Below are 14,768 nucleotides of genomic sequence, written 5' to 3' on the forward strand. Positions count from 1 at the left end.
CTCCGGGTCCCTGCCGGGGCAACGCCCGGTACACGGCGACGGGCGCGGGTGGAGTGTCCCGCGCCGGTGCCGCCGGCGGCGGGAACCCCGGCTCGGCCGACGCCGACGGCACGCCCCACGCCTCGTACCCCGGCGCCTCGTAGCCGACGGCCGTCTCGTACCCGGCCGGCGCCCCGTACCCGGCGGCCGTCTCGTACCCGGCCGTCTCGTACCGGACGGCCGTCTCGTACCCGGGCGCCTCGGAGCCGTATCCCGCCGGCTCGTACGCGTACCCCATTGCCTCGTACCCCGCCACCGGCTCCCGGGGCGGAGCCGGGGCGGTGCGGTGACTGCCCTGGGAGTTGCTCACGAGGCCGGGACCCTAGCGGAGGGCCCGTCACTCACCAAAGCGATTCGACTACGCTGTGTCGCGCCGCTACCCTGTTGCGCCGCCGACTCGTTATCGGTCAGTAATCAAATGCTCGCGCTGTGTTGACGGCGATCGCGGTCGACATGGCCTCCTCGTCGATCCCCCGCACGTGCGCCATCGCCCGGACCGTGATCGGAACGAGATACGGGGCGTTGGGCCGTCCGCGGTACGGCACGGGCGTCAGGAACGGCGCGTCCGTCTCGACGAGGACGAGGTCCAGCGGGGCGACGGCGAGCGCGTCGCGCAGCGGCTGGGCGTTCTTGAAGGTGACGTTCCCGGCGAAGGACATGTAGTACCCGGCGTCCGCGCAGACGCGGGCCATGGCGGCGTCGCCGGAGTAGCAGTGGAAGACCGTCCGCTCCGGAGCGCCCTCCTCGGCGAGGATCCGCAGCACGTCGTCGTGGGCCTCGCGGTCGTGGATGACGAGCGCCTTGCCGTGCCGCTTGGCGATCTCGATGTGGGCGCGGAAGGACCGCTCCTGGGCGGCCATGCCCTCGGGGCCGGTGCGGAAGTAATCCAGGCCGGTCTCGCCGACCGCCTTGACCTCGGGCAGGGCGGCGAGCCGGTCGATCTCGGCGAGCGCGTCGTCCAGCGCCGCGTCGCCCCCCGCCTCCCGGGCGCCCTGCCGGGACCAGCCGTCGGGGTCCCCGAGCACGATGCGCGGGGCTTCGTTGGGGTGCAGGGCGACCGCCGCGTGGACCTGAGGATGCGCGGCGGCCGTCTCGGCGGCCCAGCGGGAGCCCTTGAGGTCGCAGCCCACCTGGACCACCGTCTCGACACCGACGGCGGCGGCCTTGGCGAGGGCCTCCTCGACGGTCCCGGACTGCATGTCCAGGTGGGTGTGGGAATCGGCGACCGGCACTCCGAGGGGCTCGGGCAGCGGCGGCGGGGCGTCCTTGGAACTCATGCCCCGATCGTACGGAAGCGGCCGGCGGCTACTTCCGGTGGAAGGCGTGGAGCAGGTCGGACAGGTGCCAGTGGTGCGGCTCCTTGGCGGGCTGTTCCGCCGCCGGTGCCCGTTCCTGGCCGAGGGTCGGCCCGGCCGATCCGACGGAGCCCTTCGTCGGCTCGGCCTGGTGCTGGGCGAGCAGTTCGAGCACCGAGGAGACCTGGCCGGCCCGCATGATCCGGACGCGGTGCCGCCCGCAGTTCAGACAGGTGGGGTTGGAGAGCGGTGACGGCACCCGGCGGCCCCCCGCCTTGTACACGACGAACTCGTGCCCGCTGATGTCCGTGTGGTGCTCGATGTCGTACGCCTGCTCCCAGCCGTACCCGCAGTTCATGCAGGCGAAGGCATATGCCTCATGGCCGACCGGAGTACTTGTGGTCTCGCTCATGCCAGCTCCTTTCCACTGAACCAGTGGACGCCTTTACGGGCGGGAGTGCGTAGGCACCTGTCGAAAGTTGGACCGGTTTTGGGGCTTCCCATGCCGAAAGGCCTGCCGCACGGTCTGGTCTTTAGCTTTTACGATAGTCCTTTACCCACTGCGGAGCCTTCGGCAGACGCGTTCTTTGCCGCGACGACCGCGTCGAAGACCTCCCGCTTGGGCAGCCCCGCCTCGGCGGCGACGGCGGCGATGGCTTCTTTGCGACGCTCCCCCGCCTCCTCGCGCACCCGCACCCTGCGCACCAGCTCGTCGGCGTCCAGCTCCCCGGGGCCGGGCTCGGGCGCGCCCTCCACGACGATCGTGATCTCACCGCGTACGCCTTCGGCCGCCCAGCGGGCCAGCTCGCCGAGGCCGCCGCGCTTGACCTCCTCGTAGGTCTTGGTCAGCTCGCGGCACACCGCGGCCCGCCGCTCCTCGCCGAACACCTCCGCCATGGCGGCGAGCGTGTCGTCGAGGCGGTGCGGGGCCTCGAAGTAGACGAGGGTGCGCCGTTCGGCGGCGACCTCACGCAGCCGGGACAGTCGCTCGCCCGCCTTGCGCGGCGGGAAGCCCTCGAAGCAGAACCGGTCGACGGGCAGCCCGGACAGGGCGAGCGCGGTCAGCACGGCGGACGGCCCCGGCACGGCCGTGACCTTGATGTCCCGCTCGACGGCGGCGGCGACCAGCCGGTAGCCGGGGTCGGAGACGGACGGCATGCCCGCGTCGGTGACCAGCAGGACGCGCGCGCCGCCCGTGAGTGCCTCGACGAGCTCGGGCGTACGGGCTGACTCGTTGCCCTCGAAGTACGACACGACCCGGCCGGTCGTGTGCACGCCGAGCGCCTGGGTCAGCCGGCGCAGCCGCCGGGTGTCCTCCGCGGCGACGATGTCGGCCCTCTCCAGCTCGGCGGCGAGGCGGGGCGGGGCGTCCGCGACGTCTCCGATCGGGGTCCCTGCGAGTACGAGCGTTCCGGTCACCGTTCCTGTCACAGGAGCCATCCTCGCAGCCCGGACGGGCGACTCGCACAGGCGCGTTCCCTACGATGGCGCGGTGACCAGTACTGCTCATAAGGCCCTGCACGGGCAGGACGCCGGGAAAGAGCCGCCCTCGTGGCAGCAGCGCCTGCGCCGTTTCGGCTATGTGCCGCGGCCGGTGACGGGCCTGCGCGAGCGGTTGGTGCCCCCGTACGCCCGCCCCTCGGACCGGGTCTGGACGGTGCTCGGCGCGCCCCCCGCGGTGGCCGACCGGCTGTGGCGGCTGGCGGCGTGGGGCGGCCCGCTGCTGGTGGCGCTGGTGGCGGGGGTGCTGCGGTTCTGGAACCTGGGCGAGCCGCACGCGGTGATATTCGACGAGACGTACTACGCCAAGGACGCCTGGGCGCTGGTCAACCAGGGGTACGAGGGGGCGTGGCCGAAGGACGTCGACAGGTCGATCCTGGACGACCCCGGCGCGGTGGCCGTCCCGACGGCCCCGGGCTACGTGGTGCACCCGCCGGTGGGCAAGTGGGTCATCGGGCTGGGTGAGCGGCTCATCGGGTTCACCCCGTTCGGCTGGCGCTTCATGGTGGCGGTGCTGGGCACGCTGTCGGTGCTGATGCTGTGCCGGATCGGGCGGCGGCTGTTCCGGTCGACGTTCCTCGGGTGCCTGGCGGGCGCGCTGCTGGCCGTGGACGGGCTGCACTTCGTGATGAGCCGCACGGCACTGCTCGACCAGGTGCTGATGTTCTTCGTCCTGGCGGCGTTCGGGTGCCTGCTGATCGACCGGGACCGGTCGCGGCGGCGGCTCGCGGCGGCACTGCCGGTGGGCGAGGACGGGGTGCTGCGGCCCGACGCGGACGTCGCGGAAACGCTGCGCCTGGGGTGGCGGCCGTGGCGGATCGCGGCCGGGCTGACGCTGGGCCTGGCGGCGGCCACGAAGTGGAACGGCCTGTACATCCTGGCCGCGTTCGGGGTGATGACGGTGCTGTGGGACGTGGGCGCGCGCCGCACGGCCGGCGCCTTCCGCCCGTACACGAGCGTGCTCCGGCGCGACCTGCTGCCCGCGTTCGTCTCGACGGTGCCGGTGGCGATCGCCACGTACATCGCCTCGTGGTCGGGCTGGATCCTCACGGACAAGGGCTACTTCCGGAACTGGGCGGCCACGGAGGGCAAGGACAGTTCGTGGTCGTGGCTGTTCCCCGACTGGTGGCGCAGCCTGTGGCACTACGAGTCCGAGGTCTACAGCTTCCACGTCAACCTGACGTCGGGGCACACGTACCAGTCGAACCCGTGGAGCTGGATCGTGCTGGGCCGGCCCGTCTCGTACTTCTACGAGGACCCGGCGGCCGGCCGCGACGGCTGCCCGGTGGACGTCAGGGAGAAGTGCGCGCGCGAGGTGCTGGCGATCGGCACGCCCCTGCTGTGGTGGGCGGCGTGCTTCGCGCTCCTGTACGTCCTGTGGCGCTGGTTCTTCCGGCGCGACTGGCGGGCGGGCGCCATCGCGTGCGCGGTCGCGGCCGGCTGGGTGCCGTGGTTCTTCTACCAGGAGCGCACCATCTTCCTCTTCTACGCCGTGGTGTTCGTGCCGTTCCTGTGCCTGGCGGTCGCGATGATGGCCGGCGCCATGCTGGGCCCACCGGGCACGGACGCGGCCGCCGAACGCCGACGGACCATCGGCGCGGTCGGCGTGGGCGTGCTGGTGCTGCTCATCGTCTGGAACTTCATCTACTTCTGGCCCCTCTACACGGGCGAGTCGATCCCGATGGACGACTGGCGCGACCGCATGTGGCTGGATACGTGGGTGTAGGCAAATCCCGCTGCCCCGTTGTCAGTTGGGCTGTGTAGTGTGTTTTACAGCCGGGGGGAACGGGCCTTGGGCGGCGTGCGTGGCCGCGTGTGCACGCGTGGCGCGCGTGCCGCCCGTGGGGGTCCGTGAGGGATCGCCGTTTCCCCCGTGAGACAGACCAACGGGGAACGGGGAAAAGACCATGAGACGGAGCACACGTGTGCTCGCGGCGCTCGGTGCCGCCGCCGGTTCGCTGATACTCGTCGCCCAGCCGGCTTCGGCGAACTCCTTCGGGCCGACGTTCGCGGACAACAAGGCGCACAGCTTCTTCTTCGACGACGACCTGTCGTCGGGGCAGCGCGGCGGCATGGACTGGGCGCGCAAGAACTCGCTGGCGCCCACGGACATGACGACCAGCCTGGAGCGCCGGTACGACAACAAGGTCGACGTCTGGGCGTACGCCACGTGGAACCCCACGGGCGACCAGAGGAACTGGTACGCGTGGACCACGTGCGTCAAGAAGGTGAGCGGCAGCTCGTCCAAGTGCGACCAGTTCACCATCGTGTTCAACAACAGGGTGCCGCACAACAACTACAAGTCGCTGTCGTGCCATGAGATCGGCCACAGTGTCGGACTGGGCCACGCCACCGGCGACAACCGCAACTACTCCTCGCCGAATCGTTCCTGCTTGCGGAGCAATCCCGACCACAACTACTACTCCAAGCACGACAAGAACCACATCAACGGCCGTTACTGAGCAGGACCGAGGAAGCAGAGGAGAGTGAGCGACCGATGAAGCGCACACACATCACGCGGGCGGCCGCCGGCGCCGCCACGCTCGCGGTCCTGCTGGCCACGGCGGCGTGCTCGTCCGGCACACCGAAGGCCGACGCGGAGCAGGGCGCGTCCGGCGCCGCGAAGGCGTCCGGCGACTTCTGGAGCGCGCACGCCGGTGCGGCGGCCTCGGAGGCCAACCCGCCGGCGAGCGTCCCGGATCTGGCGGGCCGCTCGGACCTGGTGGTCCTCGGCACCATCACGGGCGCCAAGGAGGGCAAGGACTACACCGACCCGGGCAAGCCCGCCAACCGGACCTCGAACGTCGAGATCAAGGTCGAGAAGTCCAGCAAGCCGGGGGTGACCGGCGCGGTCGTCGAGTTCACCCGCGACCCGGGACACAACCTGAAGGACCTCACCGACAGCCTCCCCAAGGGGAAGTACGTCTTCTACCTGACGTCCTGGTACGAGGGGGCCGACGGCCCCGTCTACAGTTGCGCGTCCACCGCCGCGTGCGTGGTCGCCGCCAAGGACGGCGCCCTCCAGACGCCCCGGGACCCGGAGGCGGCGCACGAGCTGACCGAGGGCACCAGGAGCGCGGCCCCGGCCCAGGCGGGGAAGACGGCTCAGTCCGCCCCGTCGGGTCAGCGGCTGAACAGCGCGGACGACGTCTTCGCGCTCAGCACCACCCGCTGAGCCGGTAGGCACGCGCGGGCCCCGGACACCGGCAGCGGTGTCCGGGGCCCTGACGTTCCGGTCGGGTAACAGTCAGCCGCGTCGTCACTCCCGTCCCGTAGGGTGACTCCAGTTACGCGCTTGAACGCGTTCAACGGGGCTCCTGGGGAGGGGGACTGCACGATGCGCAGTGGAGCGAAGGTCGCCATCGTCGGCGGGGTGTTCACCGTCGTGGCCAGTGGGGTGGGGTACGGGGCGTACAACCTGTACAACGGCATCACGGGCGGTGCGACGGGGACGACGACGTCCGCCGCGGCCCCGCGGAAGGCCGGCAGCGGGCCGGTCACCGCCGAGGAGGTCGAGCGGACCGCGAAGGACTTCCTCGCCGCGTGGGCGGCGGGCGACGACGCGGCGGCCGGTGAGCTGACCAACCACGCCGACACCGCCGCACCTGCCGTGCAGAACTTCCGGGACGTCGCGCACGTCTCGAAGGCGGTCATCACCCCGGGCACCCCGGTGGGCCCCAAGGTGCCCTTCACGGTCGACGCGACGGTCACGTACGAGGGGAAGTCCAAGCGCCTGACGTACGCCTCCGAACTGACCGTCGTACGCGGCCTCACCACCGGCAAGCCGCTGGTCGACTGGGAGCCGTCGGTGATCCACCCCAAGCTCACCGACGGGACGATGCTGCGCACGGGCCAGGCGTCGCACCCGCCGGTCAAGGCGGTGGACCGCGACGGCGTGGAGCTGACGCCGGAGAAGTACCCGTCCCTGAAGCCCGTCCTGGACGAGCTGCGCCAGAAGTACGGCGCCGACGCCGGCGGCGTGGCCGGCATCGAGACGTGGATCGACGCGGAGTCCGAGGGCGTGCCCGACCAGACGCTGCTGACGCTCACCGAGGGCAAGCCGGGCCGGCTGGAGACGACGCTGGACGCGGACGTCCAGGCGGCGGCCGAACGCGCGGTGAAGCAGTACGCGGAGTCCTCGGTGGTGGCCATCAAGCCGTCCACGGGCGAGATACGGGCGGTGGCCAACAACCGCGAGGACGCGTTCAACGCGGCGTTCGAGGGCAAGCAGGCACCCGGTTCGACGATGAAGATGGTGACGGCGGCGCTGCTGCTGGAGAAGGGCCTGGTCAGCAAGGACCGCCCGGCCGAGTGCCCCAAGAACGTCCTGTACCAGGGCCGTACGTTCCACAACCTCGACCACTTCGCCCTGCCGGACGGCAGCACGTTCAACGAGAGCTTCAAGCGGTCCTGCAACACCGCCTTCATCAAGCTCATCGACGACGTCGGCGACGACGGGGCGCTCGGCAAGGAGGCCCGCGACGTCTTCGGCATCGGCCTGGAGTGGCAGACGGGGGTACGCACCTGGGACGGCTCCGTGCCCGAGGAGCGCGGCGGCGAGGCGGCGGCCCAGTACATCGGGCAGGGCACCATCCAGATGAACGTCCTCAACGTCGCGTCCATCACCGCGACCGCGAAGAGCGGTTCCTTCAAGCAGCCGGTCATCGTGGACCGGGACCTGGACCACCGGCAGATCGCCACCGCCGCGCGCCCGCTGGAGGGATCGGCCGCCCGCCAGTTGCGCGACATGATGCGGGCGACGGCGACCAGCGGGACGGGCGCGGCGGCCATGGCGGGGGTCGGCGGTGACAAGGGCGCGAAGACCGGGTCGGCCGAGGTCGGCGGGCAGGCCACGTCCAATAGCTGGTTCGCCGGTTTCGCCGACGACCTGGCCGCCGCGGCGGTCGTCCAGTCCGGCGGCCACGGCGGGGACGCGGCGGGCCCGCTCGTCGCGGCCGTGCTCAACGCCCGGTAACCCACTCGCGTGGCCCGTACAGCCACCGCTAGCGTGCGGGCCATGAGCGCTTCACTTGCCCACCCGCGTTTCGCCGAGGCCCTCCGCGCGCTCGGCCTGCACGACGTCGAGGTCCGCCGCTTCCCCGACGCCGTCCGCACCGCCGCCCAGGCCGCCGCCGCGATCGGCTGCGACCCGTCCGAGATCGTCAAGTCGCTGGTCTTCGCGGCCGACGGGGTACCGGTCCTGGTCCTGATGGACGGCTCGTCGCGGGTCGACGTGGAGCTGGTACGGCGTGAGCTGGGCGCCGCCGCGGTGACGCGGGCGGACGCGGACCTGGTCCGGCGGACGACGGGGTACGCGATCGGCGGCGTACCGCCCTTCGGGCACGTGACGGCGACCCGGGTGCTGGCCGACCGGGGGCTGCTCGACCACGACGTGGTGTGGGCGGCGGCCGGGACGCCGCACACGGTGTTCCCGCTCGACCCCAAGACGCTGATCGCCCACGCCGGCGGCACCCTGGTCGACGTGCGCGAGCGGCCCGCGTGACGCCGCTCGTCGCGGCTGCCGTGCTGCTGGCCGCGGTGACGCACGCCGGGTGGAACGCGATCGCCCACCACATCAAGGACCAACTGCTGTCCTTCACGCTCATATCCGGCGGCGGCGCGCTGATCGGCGCGGTGGCGGCCTGCTTCGTCCCGCTGCCGGCGGCGGCCGCCTGGCCGTACCTGCTGCTGTCCGCCGCCCTGCACGTCGGCTACATGGCCCTGCTGATGCGGTCGTTCACGCTCGGCGACTTCGGCCAGATGTACCCGATCGCGCGGGGCACGGCACCGCTCGTCGTCACCGTCCTGGCGGCCGCCTTCGTCGACGAGCTGCCCGACGAACGGCAGCTCGCCGGCGTCGCGGTCGCCTGCGCGGGGCTGGTGGGCCTGGCCCTGTGGGGCATCCGGGGCGGCAAGCACCGCCCGCACCGGCCGGCGATCGTCGCCGCCCTCGCCACGGGCCTGGCCATCGCCGCGTACACGGTCGTCGACGGCGTGGGCGTGCGCGCCTCGGGCACCCCGCTCGGCTACATCGCCTGGCTGATGCTCCTCCAGGGCCTGGCGATACCGGCGTACACCCTCCACCGCCGCCGCACGGCACTGGCCGCCCAGCTCCGCCCCCACGCCGCCCGGGGCCTGCTGGGCGCGGTGCTCTCCATCTCCGCCTACGCGCTGGTCCTCTGGGCCCAGACCCGCGCCCCCCTCGCCCCGGTCGCCGCCCTCCGCGAATCCTCCATCATCGTCGGCGCGGCCATCGGTGCCCTCTTCTTCAAGGAACGCTTCGGCGCACCCAGGATCGCGGCGGCGGGCGTGATGGTGGTGGGCATCGGGCTGATGCTGCACGTGGGTTGAGCGCCCCCCCGGCCGGGGCGCCGGCCTGGAGGGTGCGCGTCCGGTTTGCCTGTGATCGGTCGCACACCTGATCTAATCCGCTCCCGCTCCCCACCGCTTTGGCATAGCGTGATCACCGACCAACTCGCTTCATCCAAAGGGGGATTACATGCGTGCCACCATGACCAAGCGGCGTACGCGCGTGCTCGTCGGTGCGCTGACCGCGCTGGCCGTCGGCGTGCCCGCCGTCGGTGCCGTGGCTGCCGAGATCAGCGGCAGCCGGCTGCCGTTCAGCGTCGCCACCGCGGGAAGCAAGGAGGACGGCGACCGCTGGCGCGGCCCGGGCAGCGGCCACGCCAAGGCCTGCGGCGATGTTCCGGTCAACGACACGCGGACGTTCAGCGCCTACATTTACGAGGACAAGAGCTTCCGTCCGGACCCGCAGATAGCCAGCACCTCCCGGAGCTACCGTTCCGGGTACGGCTGCGGTGCCTACAAGGGCACCAGCACCAGTGGCAAGTACTACACCAAGGCCACCTGGGCGGGGATTCCCGGGAGCCGTGCGACCGGTTACGTGAACGCCCAGAACTGATCAGGAACACCGTGTCACCTCGCAACAGCACCGCCGCCGCCGGCACCGCGCCGGTGGCGGCGGTCGCGGGCGTTTCGGTCCGTTACGGGCCGACGACCGCCCTTGACGACGTCACCCTCCACTTCTCCGCCGGGGTCACCGGTCTGCTGGGGCCCAACGGGGCGGGGAAGAGCACCCTGTTGTCCGTGCTGAGCACCGCGCGCAGACCCGGGTCCGGGACGCTCGGCCTCCTTGGTGAGGAAGCCCCGAACGGGGCGGCGGTGCGGCGGTTGCGGCAGCGGATCGGGGTGCTGCCGCAGTCCTTCGGGTTCTATCCCGCCTTCACCGTCCTGGAGTTCACCGAGTACGCGGCCTGGCTGCGCAAGGTGCCGTCGGCCCGGCGCCGGGAGCGGGCCCGTGAGGCGCTGCGCCTGGTGGAGATGGAGCAGTACGCGGACCGCAAGATGGGGGCGCTGTCCGGGGGGATGCTCCGGCGTGTGGGCATCGCCCAGGCCATGGTCAACGAACCGGCCCTCGTCCTGCTCGACGAGCCGACGGTCGGCCTCGACCCCGCCCAGCGCGTCGGTTTCCGCACCCTGATCCAGGGCCTCGGCGAGCGGTGTGCCGTCGTGATGAGCACCCACCTGGCCGAGGACGTGGCGCACGTGTGCGACCGCGTGTCGGTCCTCCTCCAGGGAAGGGTCCGCTTCACCGGCACGGTCGCCGAGCTGTGCGCCCTGCCGGGCGAGGGCTCGGGCGGGGACTCCGCCGTGGACGGCGGCGCGGTGGAGGCCGGCTACCTCCATCTGGCCGGGTCGGAAGCGGTGACGGGCTGATGCGCGTACTGCTGACCGAGATGCGCCGCGGCGAGGCCAAGTGGGTCGCCGTGCTGATGGGCGCGATCGGCTGCTACTACTTCCTGTCCGAAAGCCCGGCCCAGAGCGACTGGATCGGCTGGTGGACCCAGACCAGCCTGCGCGTCCAGCTCTTCGCCGTCATCGTGATGGGCTCGCTGATGAGCAGCGCCGCCGCGTGGGCCGCCGGGCGCGCCCACCGCCATCAGGTGCGGATCTGGGCCGACACCGCCGCCCGCGGCGGTTGGACGCAGTCGCTGGTGCTCTGGCTCGCGGCCTGGCTGTGGTCCCTGATCGCGTACGCCGTCCTCATCGCCGTCGCCTTCGCACGGACCGCCCAGGTCAGCCAGAGCGGCGGGCCCGTCTGGACGCCCCTGCTGCTCGGCGCCTCGATGCTGGCCCTCCAGACCGGCCTGGGCGTGGCCCTCGGCACCGCCCTGCCGTCACGCGTCTGCGCGCCCTTCGCGGGGGTCCTCTGGTACGGGCTCTTCGTCGCCCTCGCCTTCGTACCGGACAGCGCGCTGAACAAGCTCTTCCCCGCCGTCGACGAGCACTGGGACACCGTGTTCGAACCGAACACGACGCGCATGCTGGTCGCCGCGGCCTGGTGCCTGGCCCTGGGTCTGGTGCTGCCCGCCCTGCCGGCACTGCGGCGGAGCGCCACCCTGCGCCCCCGGCCGCTGCCCCTCGTGGCGCTCGGGCTCGTCGCCCTGACCGCGGGCGGCACGCTGGTCGCCTTCCGTACCCCGGTGCCGGACTCCTACTGGGCCGTGCGCAAGGCACAGCCATCCCAGGCCGCCTGCGCCACCGGTGGCCGCACGACGGTCTGCCTGTGGCCGGAGGACCGGCATCTGCTCCCCCGCGCGAAGGCCGCCGTGCGGCGCGTCGACACGGGCCTGGGCACCCTGTCGGGCTTCAACCGCGGCTTCTACGCCACGGGCCTGGAGCGTCCACGGGGCCACACGGCCGAACTGGCGCTGACGTCGCCCGACATGAGCGAGGAGGAGCTGACGGACGCCATGTTCACGGCCGCCCTGCCGCAGCCTCCGTCGGAGTGCGAGCCGCACCTGCTGAAGGAGACCGGCGGCTACCCGGACACGTTCCTCTTCGAGGCCGTGGTCCGCCACCGGCTCGGCGCCCCCACCGAGTACTACGGCGACGACTTCGGCGCGGCCCTCGAACGCGTCACCGCCGCCCCTCCCGCCGAGCAGGAGCGCTGGATCGAGGCGTCGGCCGACCACATCCGGTCCTGCCGCCCCGTACCCGCGCTGCCCCGGGCACCGAAGGCCCCGCGGTGAACGCCGCCCTCGCCTACGCGCGCAGCCGCGGCCTGCCACGTGCCGCGGCCATCGGCACCATCATCGCCGCGGCGACCGCTCTCCTTGCCCAGCAGCGCGTCGCCGTACCGGAGTTCCGCTACCTGGTGGACTTCACCGTCCCGGTCGCCGAGGTCGCGCCGGTGGCGTACGCGGTGGTCCTCGGCACGACGCTGTTCTCGCCCATGAGCGACCTGGAACGGACCGCCGCCCAGCCGATGCGCCGCCACCGCGCCGTCCACCTGGCCGTGCTGCTCGGCCTGGCCGTCGCCCTGAGCGCCCTCCCGCTGCTGGGCGGGGCGGGGTGGGAGGTGTCCGGCGCGTCCGTGCGCAACGCCGTCGGCTACCTCGGGCTGGCCCTGATCAGCGCCCGCCTCTTCGGCAGCGGCCTGTCCTGGCTGCTCCCCCTGGGCATGCTGGGCCCCACACTGCTGCTGGGCGTGCGGTTCGACAACACCACCGAGCCGTGGGCCTGGTCCCTCCACCCCGCCTCCGCTGCCCCGGCCGCCGCCGTGGCGGTGTCGCTGTGGGTGCTCGGCGCGGTGGCGGCCTGTACGGGGTCACCGCGCCGGACGGAGCGGGCCGAGCAGCGGTGAGTACGTGGGGGGCCCGAACCGCTAGGGTCCGGGGACGACGTGCGACGAAGGGGGGCCGTGGTGGCCAAGGTGGACATCAGTCTGGACGCCGAACTGGTGGTGGAGGTGATGGTGCTGGCCGGGGTCGGGTCACCGCAGGACGCCGTGGAGTTGGTCGTACGGGACTACATTGCGCGCGGTCACCGCACCGAGGCCCGTACCGAGCTGAAGGACCAGGCGCTGCGGGAGGTCGACGTCCGGCCACAGGAGCCGCAGGGCTGACGGGCCATCACGGGTCTTCGCCCCGTCGAAGAAGTCACGACCTTCGCGGGCGCGGCGACCGTGCGGGGCGGGGCGGGCCGGTCCTCGGCGGCCCAGGCCGGTGCGCCGAGGACGACGTTGCGCCGGTGCCCTGCCCCGGATGTCCGCCACGAGGCCGTCAGGCGTCAGACCAGGGCCATGGCACCGGCCGTGACGAGCAGCGCGCCGAAGGACCGGCCCGTGGCGTAGCTCTCGGACGTGGTGTCGAGGGACAGGGTGAACATGCTCGGCACCGTACGGGCGTTCGTGCGGCCGTCGCGTCTGGGTATTCTGCGGTGCCCCCGGAAGTGGGGGCGTACATTCCGCATCCCGGGGAGGGCCCATGGCCATCAAGAAGGCGACCATTCAGCGGCAGGTGGCGGAGGCCCTCGCGCAGGCCAATCCGACCGACCGGCCGATCGTGACCATTCAGGCCATCGCCGGGCCCAGCGTGTGGCTGATGAGCATGCTGGGGATCATCGGGCAGGCGTTCCTGACGTACTACTTCATCACCCTGACCGAGCAGAGCGTCGTCATCCACAAGGCGAGCCGGATGAGCAACCGCCCCCAGGAGATCGCGTTCGCCCTGCCGCCCGCCCAGGTGGGCGCGATGATCGGCGACGTGCGGCGCAACACCGTATGGAGCTCGTTCCGCGTGCTGCTGCCCGGGCAGACGCAGCCGACCCGGATGAACGTGCACCGCATCTGGCGGGGCGAGATGGACCACCTGCTCGGTCTGCTGACCGGTCAGCAGACGCCTGCGCGATAGCGCCTAGGCGACGACCGACTTGACCGCCCGCACCAGCGCCTGGGCCCTGGGGTCCGCCGTGACGCCCTTGCGCATGCCGTTGGTGACGTAACCGAGCGCGATGCCCGACTCCGGGTCGGCGAAGCCCAGCGAGCCGCCGCGCCCGGGGTGGCCGAAGGAGCCGGGGCCGAGCAGCGGGGACGCCGGGCCGTGCAGCATGTAGCCGAGGCCGAAGCGGGTGGAGACCACGAGCACTCGGTCCGGGCCGGCGGATTCCTCGGTGCGGGCCATCGCCAGGGTCGCCGGCGCGAACAGGCGGTGGCCGTCCACCGGGCCGAGCGTCGCCGCGTAGAAGCGGGCCAGGGCCCGGGCGGTGGAGACGCCCGCCGACGCGGGGAGTTCGGCGGCCCGGTAGGCCGGGTCGTTCTCGTCCGGGGCCGGGGTGATGGCGCCGAAGGCGCGGCGGGTGAGCGAGGAGGGGTCGGCGTAGGCGTCGGCGACCGAGCGCTTGGGGCGCAGCTTGAGCGCGCCGCCGGCCGCCGGCTCCTCGATGGGCCCGACGCGGCCGACCCGGTGCGCCTCGTCCGCCGGGAGGCCGATCCACAGGTCGAGGCCGAGCGGGCGCGCCATCTCCTCGGCGACCCAGCGGCCTATGGAGCGGCCGGTGACCCGCTGGACGAGGGCGCTCAGCAGGAAGCCGTACGTCTGGGCGTGGTAGCCGTGGTCGGTTCCCGGCTCCCACACGGGCGCCTGGGCGGCGATGGCGTCCGCCGCGACGGAGACGTCGGCGGCCTCGGCCAGGGTCAGGGGCCGGTCCAGGACCGGGACGCCCGCCTGGTGCGACAGCAGGTGGCGCACCAGCGCCCGCTCCTTGCCCGCCGCCTTGAACTCGGGCCAGTACGTGCCGACCGGCGCGTCCAGGTCGAGCTGCCCGCGCTGGTGCAGCAGCAGCGGTACGGCGGCGGCGACGCCCTTCGTGGCCGAGCGGACGACCTGGGCGGTGTCCACGGCCCACGGTGCCGTGCCGTCGGCGTCCTTGACGCCCGCCCACAGGTCGACGACCTTGCGGCCGTCCCGGTAGACGGCGACCGCGGCGCCCCGCTCGCCGCGCTGCTGGAAGTTGCGCAGGAACGCGTCCCTGACCGGCTCGAAGCCCGCCTGCACCGTGCCCTGGATGTCCTGGAGGCCCTGGATGTCCTGGACGTTCACGCTCCCACGCTCCTCTCCCGCGATCGTTCAC

16 protein-coding genes are annotated in these 14,768 nt (G+C 72.5%); 12 read left to right on the plus strand and 4 right to left on the minus strand.

The genetic code is table 11. The annotated features are described in order from the left end of the window. Nucleotides 1–446: 446 nt before the first annotated feature. The 3 genes from ACZ46W_RS19620 to rsmI form a co-directional block, all read right to left on the minus strand. Nucleotides 447–1,316: a TatD family hydrolase gene (locus tag ACZ46W_RS19620; protein ID WP_468339103.1), complete on the minus strand. Its 870-nt coding sequence runs from the start codon at nt 1,314–1,316 to the stop codon at nt 447–449. Nucleotides 1,317–1,344: 28 nt separating this feature from the next. Continuing rightward, on the minus strand, nt 1,345–1,746 hold the full coding sequence (locus ACZ46W_RS19625) for a hypothetical protein (RefSeq protein ID WP_468339105.1): 402 nt from the start codon (nt 1,744–1,746) through the stop codon (nt 1,345–1,347). Between the two features lie 128 nt (nt 1,747–1,874). Beyond that, nucleotides 1,875–2,753 carry a 16S rRNA (cytidine(1402)-2'-O)-methyltransferase gene (rsmI, locus tag ACZ46W_RS19630; RefSeq protein WP_468339836.1) on the minus strand — a complete coding sequence of 293 codons (879 nt, stop codon included), beginning with the start codon at nt 2,751–2,753 and terminating at the stop codon, nt 1,875–1,877. A 73-nt stretch (nt 2,754–2,826) separates the two neighbouring features. Here rsmI and ACZ46W_RS19635 point away from each other — a divergent pair, with 73 nt between their 5' ends. From ACZ46W_RS19635 to ACZ46W_RS19690, 12 genes are all read left to right on the plus strand, one after another. After that, nucleotides 2,827–4,560, plus strand: coding sequence for a dolichyl-phosphate-mannose--protein mannosyltransferase (locus tag ACZ46W_RS19635; RefSeq protein ID WP_468339107.1), 1,734 nt, complete (start codon nt 2,827–2,829; stop codon nt 4,558–4,560). A gap of 181 nt (nt 4,561–4,741) precedes the next feature. Then, on the plus strand, nt 4,742–5,296 hold the full coding sequence (locus tag ACZ46W_RS19640; RefSeq protein ID WP_468339109.1) for a hypothetical protein: 555 nt from the start codon (nt 4,742–4,744) through the stop codon (nt 5,294–5,296). A gap of 35 nt (nt 5,297–5,331) precedes the next feature. Further along, nucleotides 5,332–6,009, plus strand: a complete 678-nt coding sequence (locus ACZ46W_RS19645) for a hypothetical protein (protein WP_468339111.1) — start codon at nt 5,332–5,334, stop codon at nt 6,007–6,009. 162 nt (nt 6,010–6,171) lie between these two features. Further along, on the plus strand, nt 6,172–7,809 hold the full coding sequence (locus ACZ46W_RS19650; RefSeq protein ID WP_468339113.1) for a penicillin-binding transpeptidase domain-containing protein: 1,638 nt from the start codon (nt 6,172–6,174) through the stop codon (nt 7,807–7,809). A 42-nt stretch (nt 7,810–7,851) separates the two neighbouring features. Next, nucleotides 7,852–8,337 carry a YbaK/EbsC family protein gene (locus ACZ46W_RS19655; RefSeq protein ID WP_468339115.1) on the plus strand — a complete coding sequence of 162 codons (486 nt, stop codon included), beginning with the start codon at nt 7,852–7,854 and terminating at the stop codon, nt 8,335–8,337. Next, nucleotides 8,334–9,185, plus strand: a complete 852-nt coding sequence (locus ACZ46W_RS19660; RefSeq protein ID WP_468339117.1) for an EamA family transporter — start codon at nt 8,334–8,336, stop codon at nt 9,183–9,185. The genes ACZ46W_RS19655 and ACZ46W_RS19660 overlap by 4 nt, the downstream gene beginning before the upstream one ends. Before the next feature lie 148 nt (nt 9,186–9,333). Next, nucleotides 9,334–9,756: a hypothetical protein gene (locus ACZ46W_RS19665; protein ID WP_468339119.1), complete on the plus strand. Its 423-nt coding sequence runs from the start codon at nt 9,334–9,336 to the stop codon at nt 9,754–9,756. Between the two features lie 11 nt (nt 9,757–9,767). Next, entirely contained in the window at nt 9,768–10,571 is an 804-nt protein-coding gene (locus ACZ46W_RS19670; RefSeq protein ID WP_468339121.1) for an ATP-binding cassette domain-containing protein, read from the plus strand. Further along, the gene (locus ACZ46W_RS19675) at nt 10,571–11,887 is read left to right on the plus strand and encodes a DUF7224 domain-containing protein (protein ID WP_468339123.1); all 1,317 of its coding nucleotides are present in this window, start codon (nt 10,571–10,573) and stop codon (nt 11,885–11,887) included. The genes ACZ46W_RS19670 and ACZ46W_RS19675 overlap by 1 nt, the downstream gene beginning before the upstream one ends. After that, nucleotides 11,884–12,501, plus strand: a complete 618-nt coding sequence (locus ACZ46W_RS19680; protein WP_468339125.1) for a hypothetical protein — start codon at nt 11,884–11,886, stop codon at nt 12,499–12,501. The genes ACZ46W_RS19675 and ACZ46W_RS19680 overlap by 4 nt, the downstream gene beginning before the upstream one ends. 60 nt (nt 12,502–12,561) lie before the next feature. Then, on the plus strand, nt 12,562–12,762 hold the full coding sequence (locus ACZ46W_RS19685) for a type II toxin-antitoxin system VapB family antitoxin (protein ID WP_366128695.1): 201 nt from the start codon (nt 12,562–12,564) through the stop codon (nt 12,760–12,762). Between the two features lie 361 nt (nt 12,763–13,123). After that, the gene (locus ACZ46W_RS19690; protein WP_468339127.1) at nt 13,124–13,549 is read left to right on the plus strand and encodes a hypothetical protein; all 426 of its coding nucleotides are present in this window, start codon (nt 13,124–13,126) and stop codon (nt 13,547–13,549) included. 3 nt (nt 13,550–13,552) lie between these two features. Here ACZ46W_RS19690 and ACZ46W_RS19695 read toward each other — a convergent pair whose 3' ends face one another. Beyond that, complete coding sequence (locus tag ACZ46W_RS19695) at nt 13,553–14,737, minus strand: serine hydrolase domain-containing protein (RefSeq protein WP_468339129.1); 1,185 nt, start codon at nt 14,735–14,737, stop codon at nt 13,553–13,555. Between the last annotated feature and the right edge of the window lie 31 nt (nt 14,738–14,768).

The organism is Streptomyces sp. NPDC031064 (assembly GCF_055570965.1).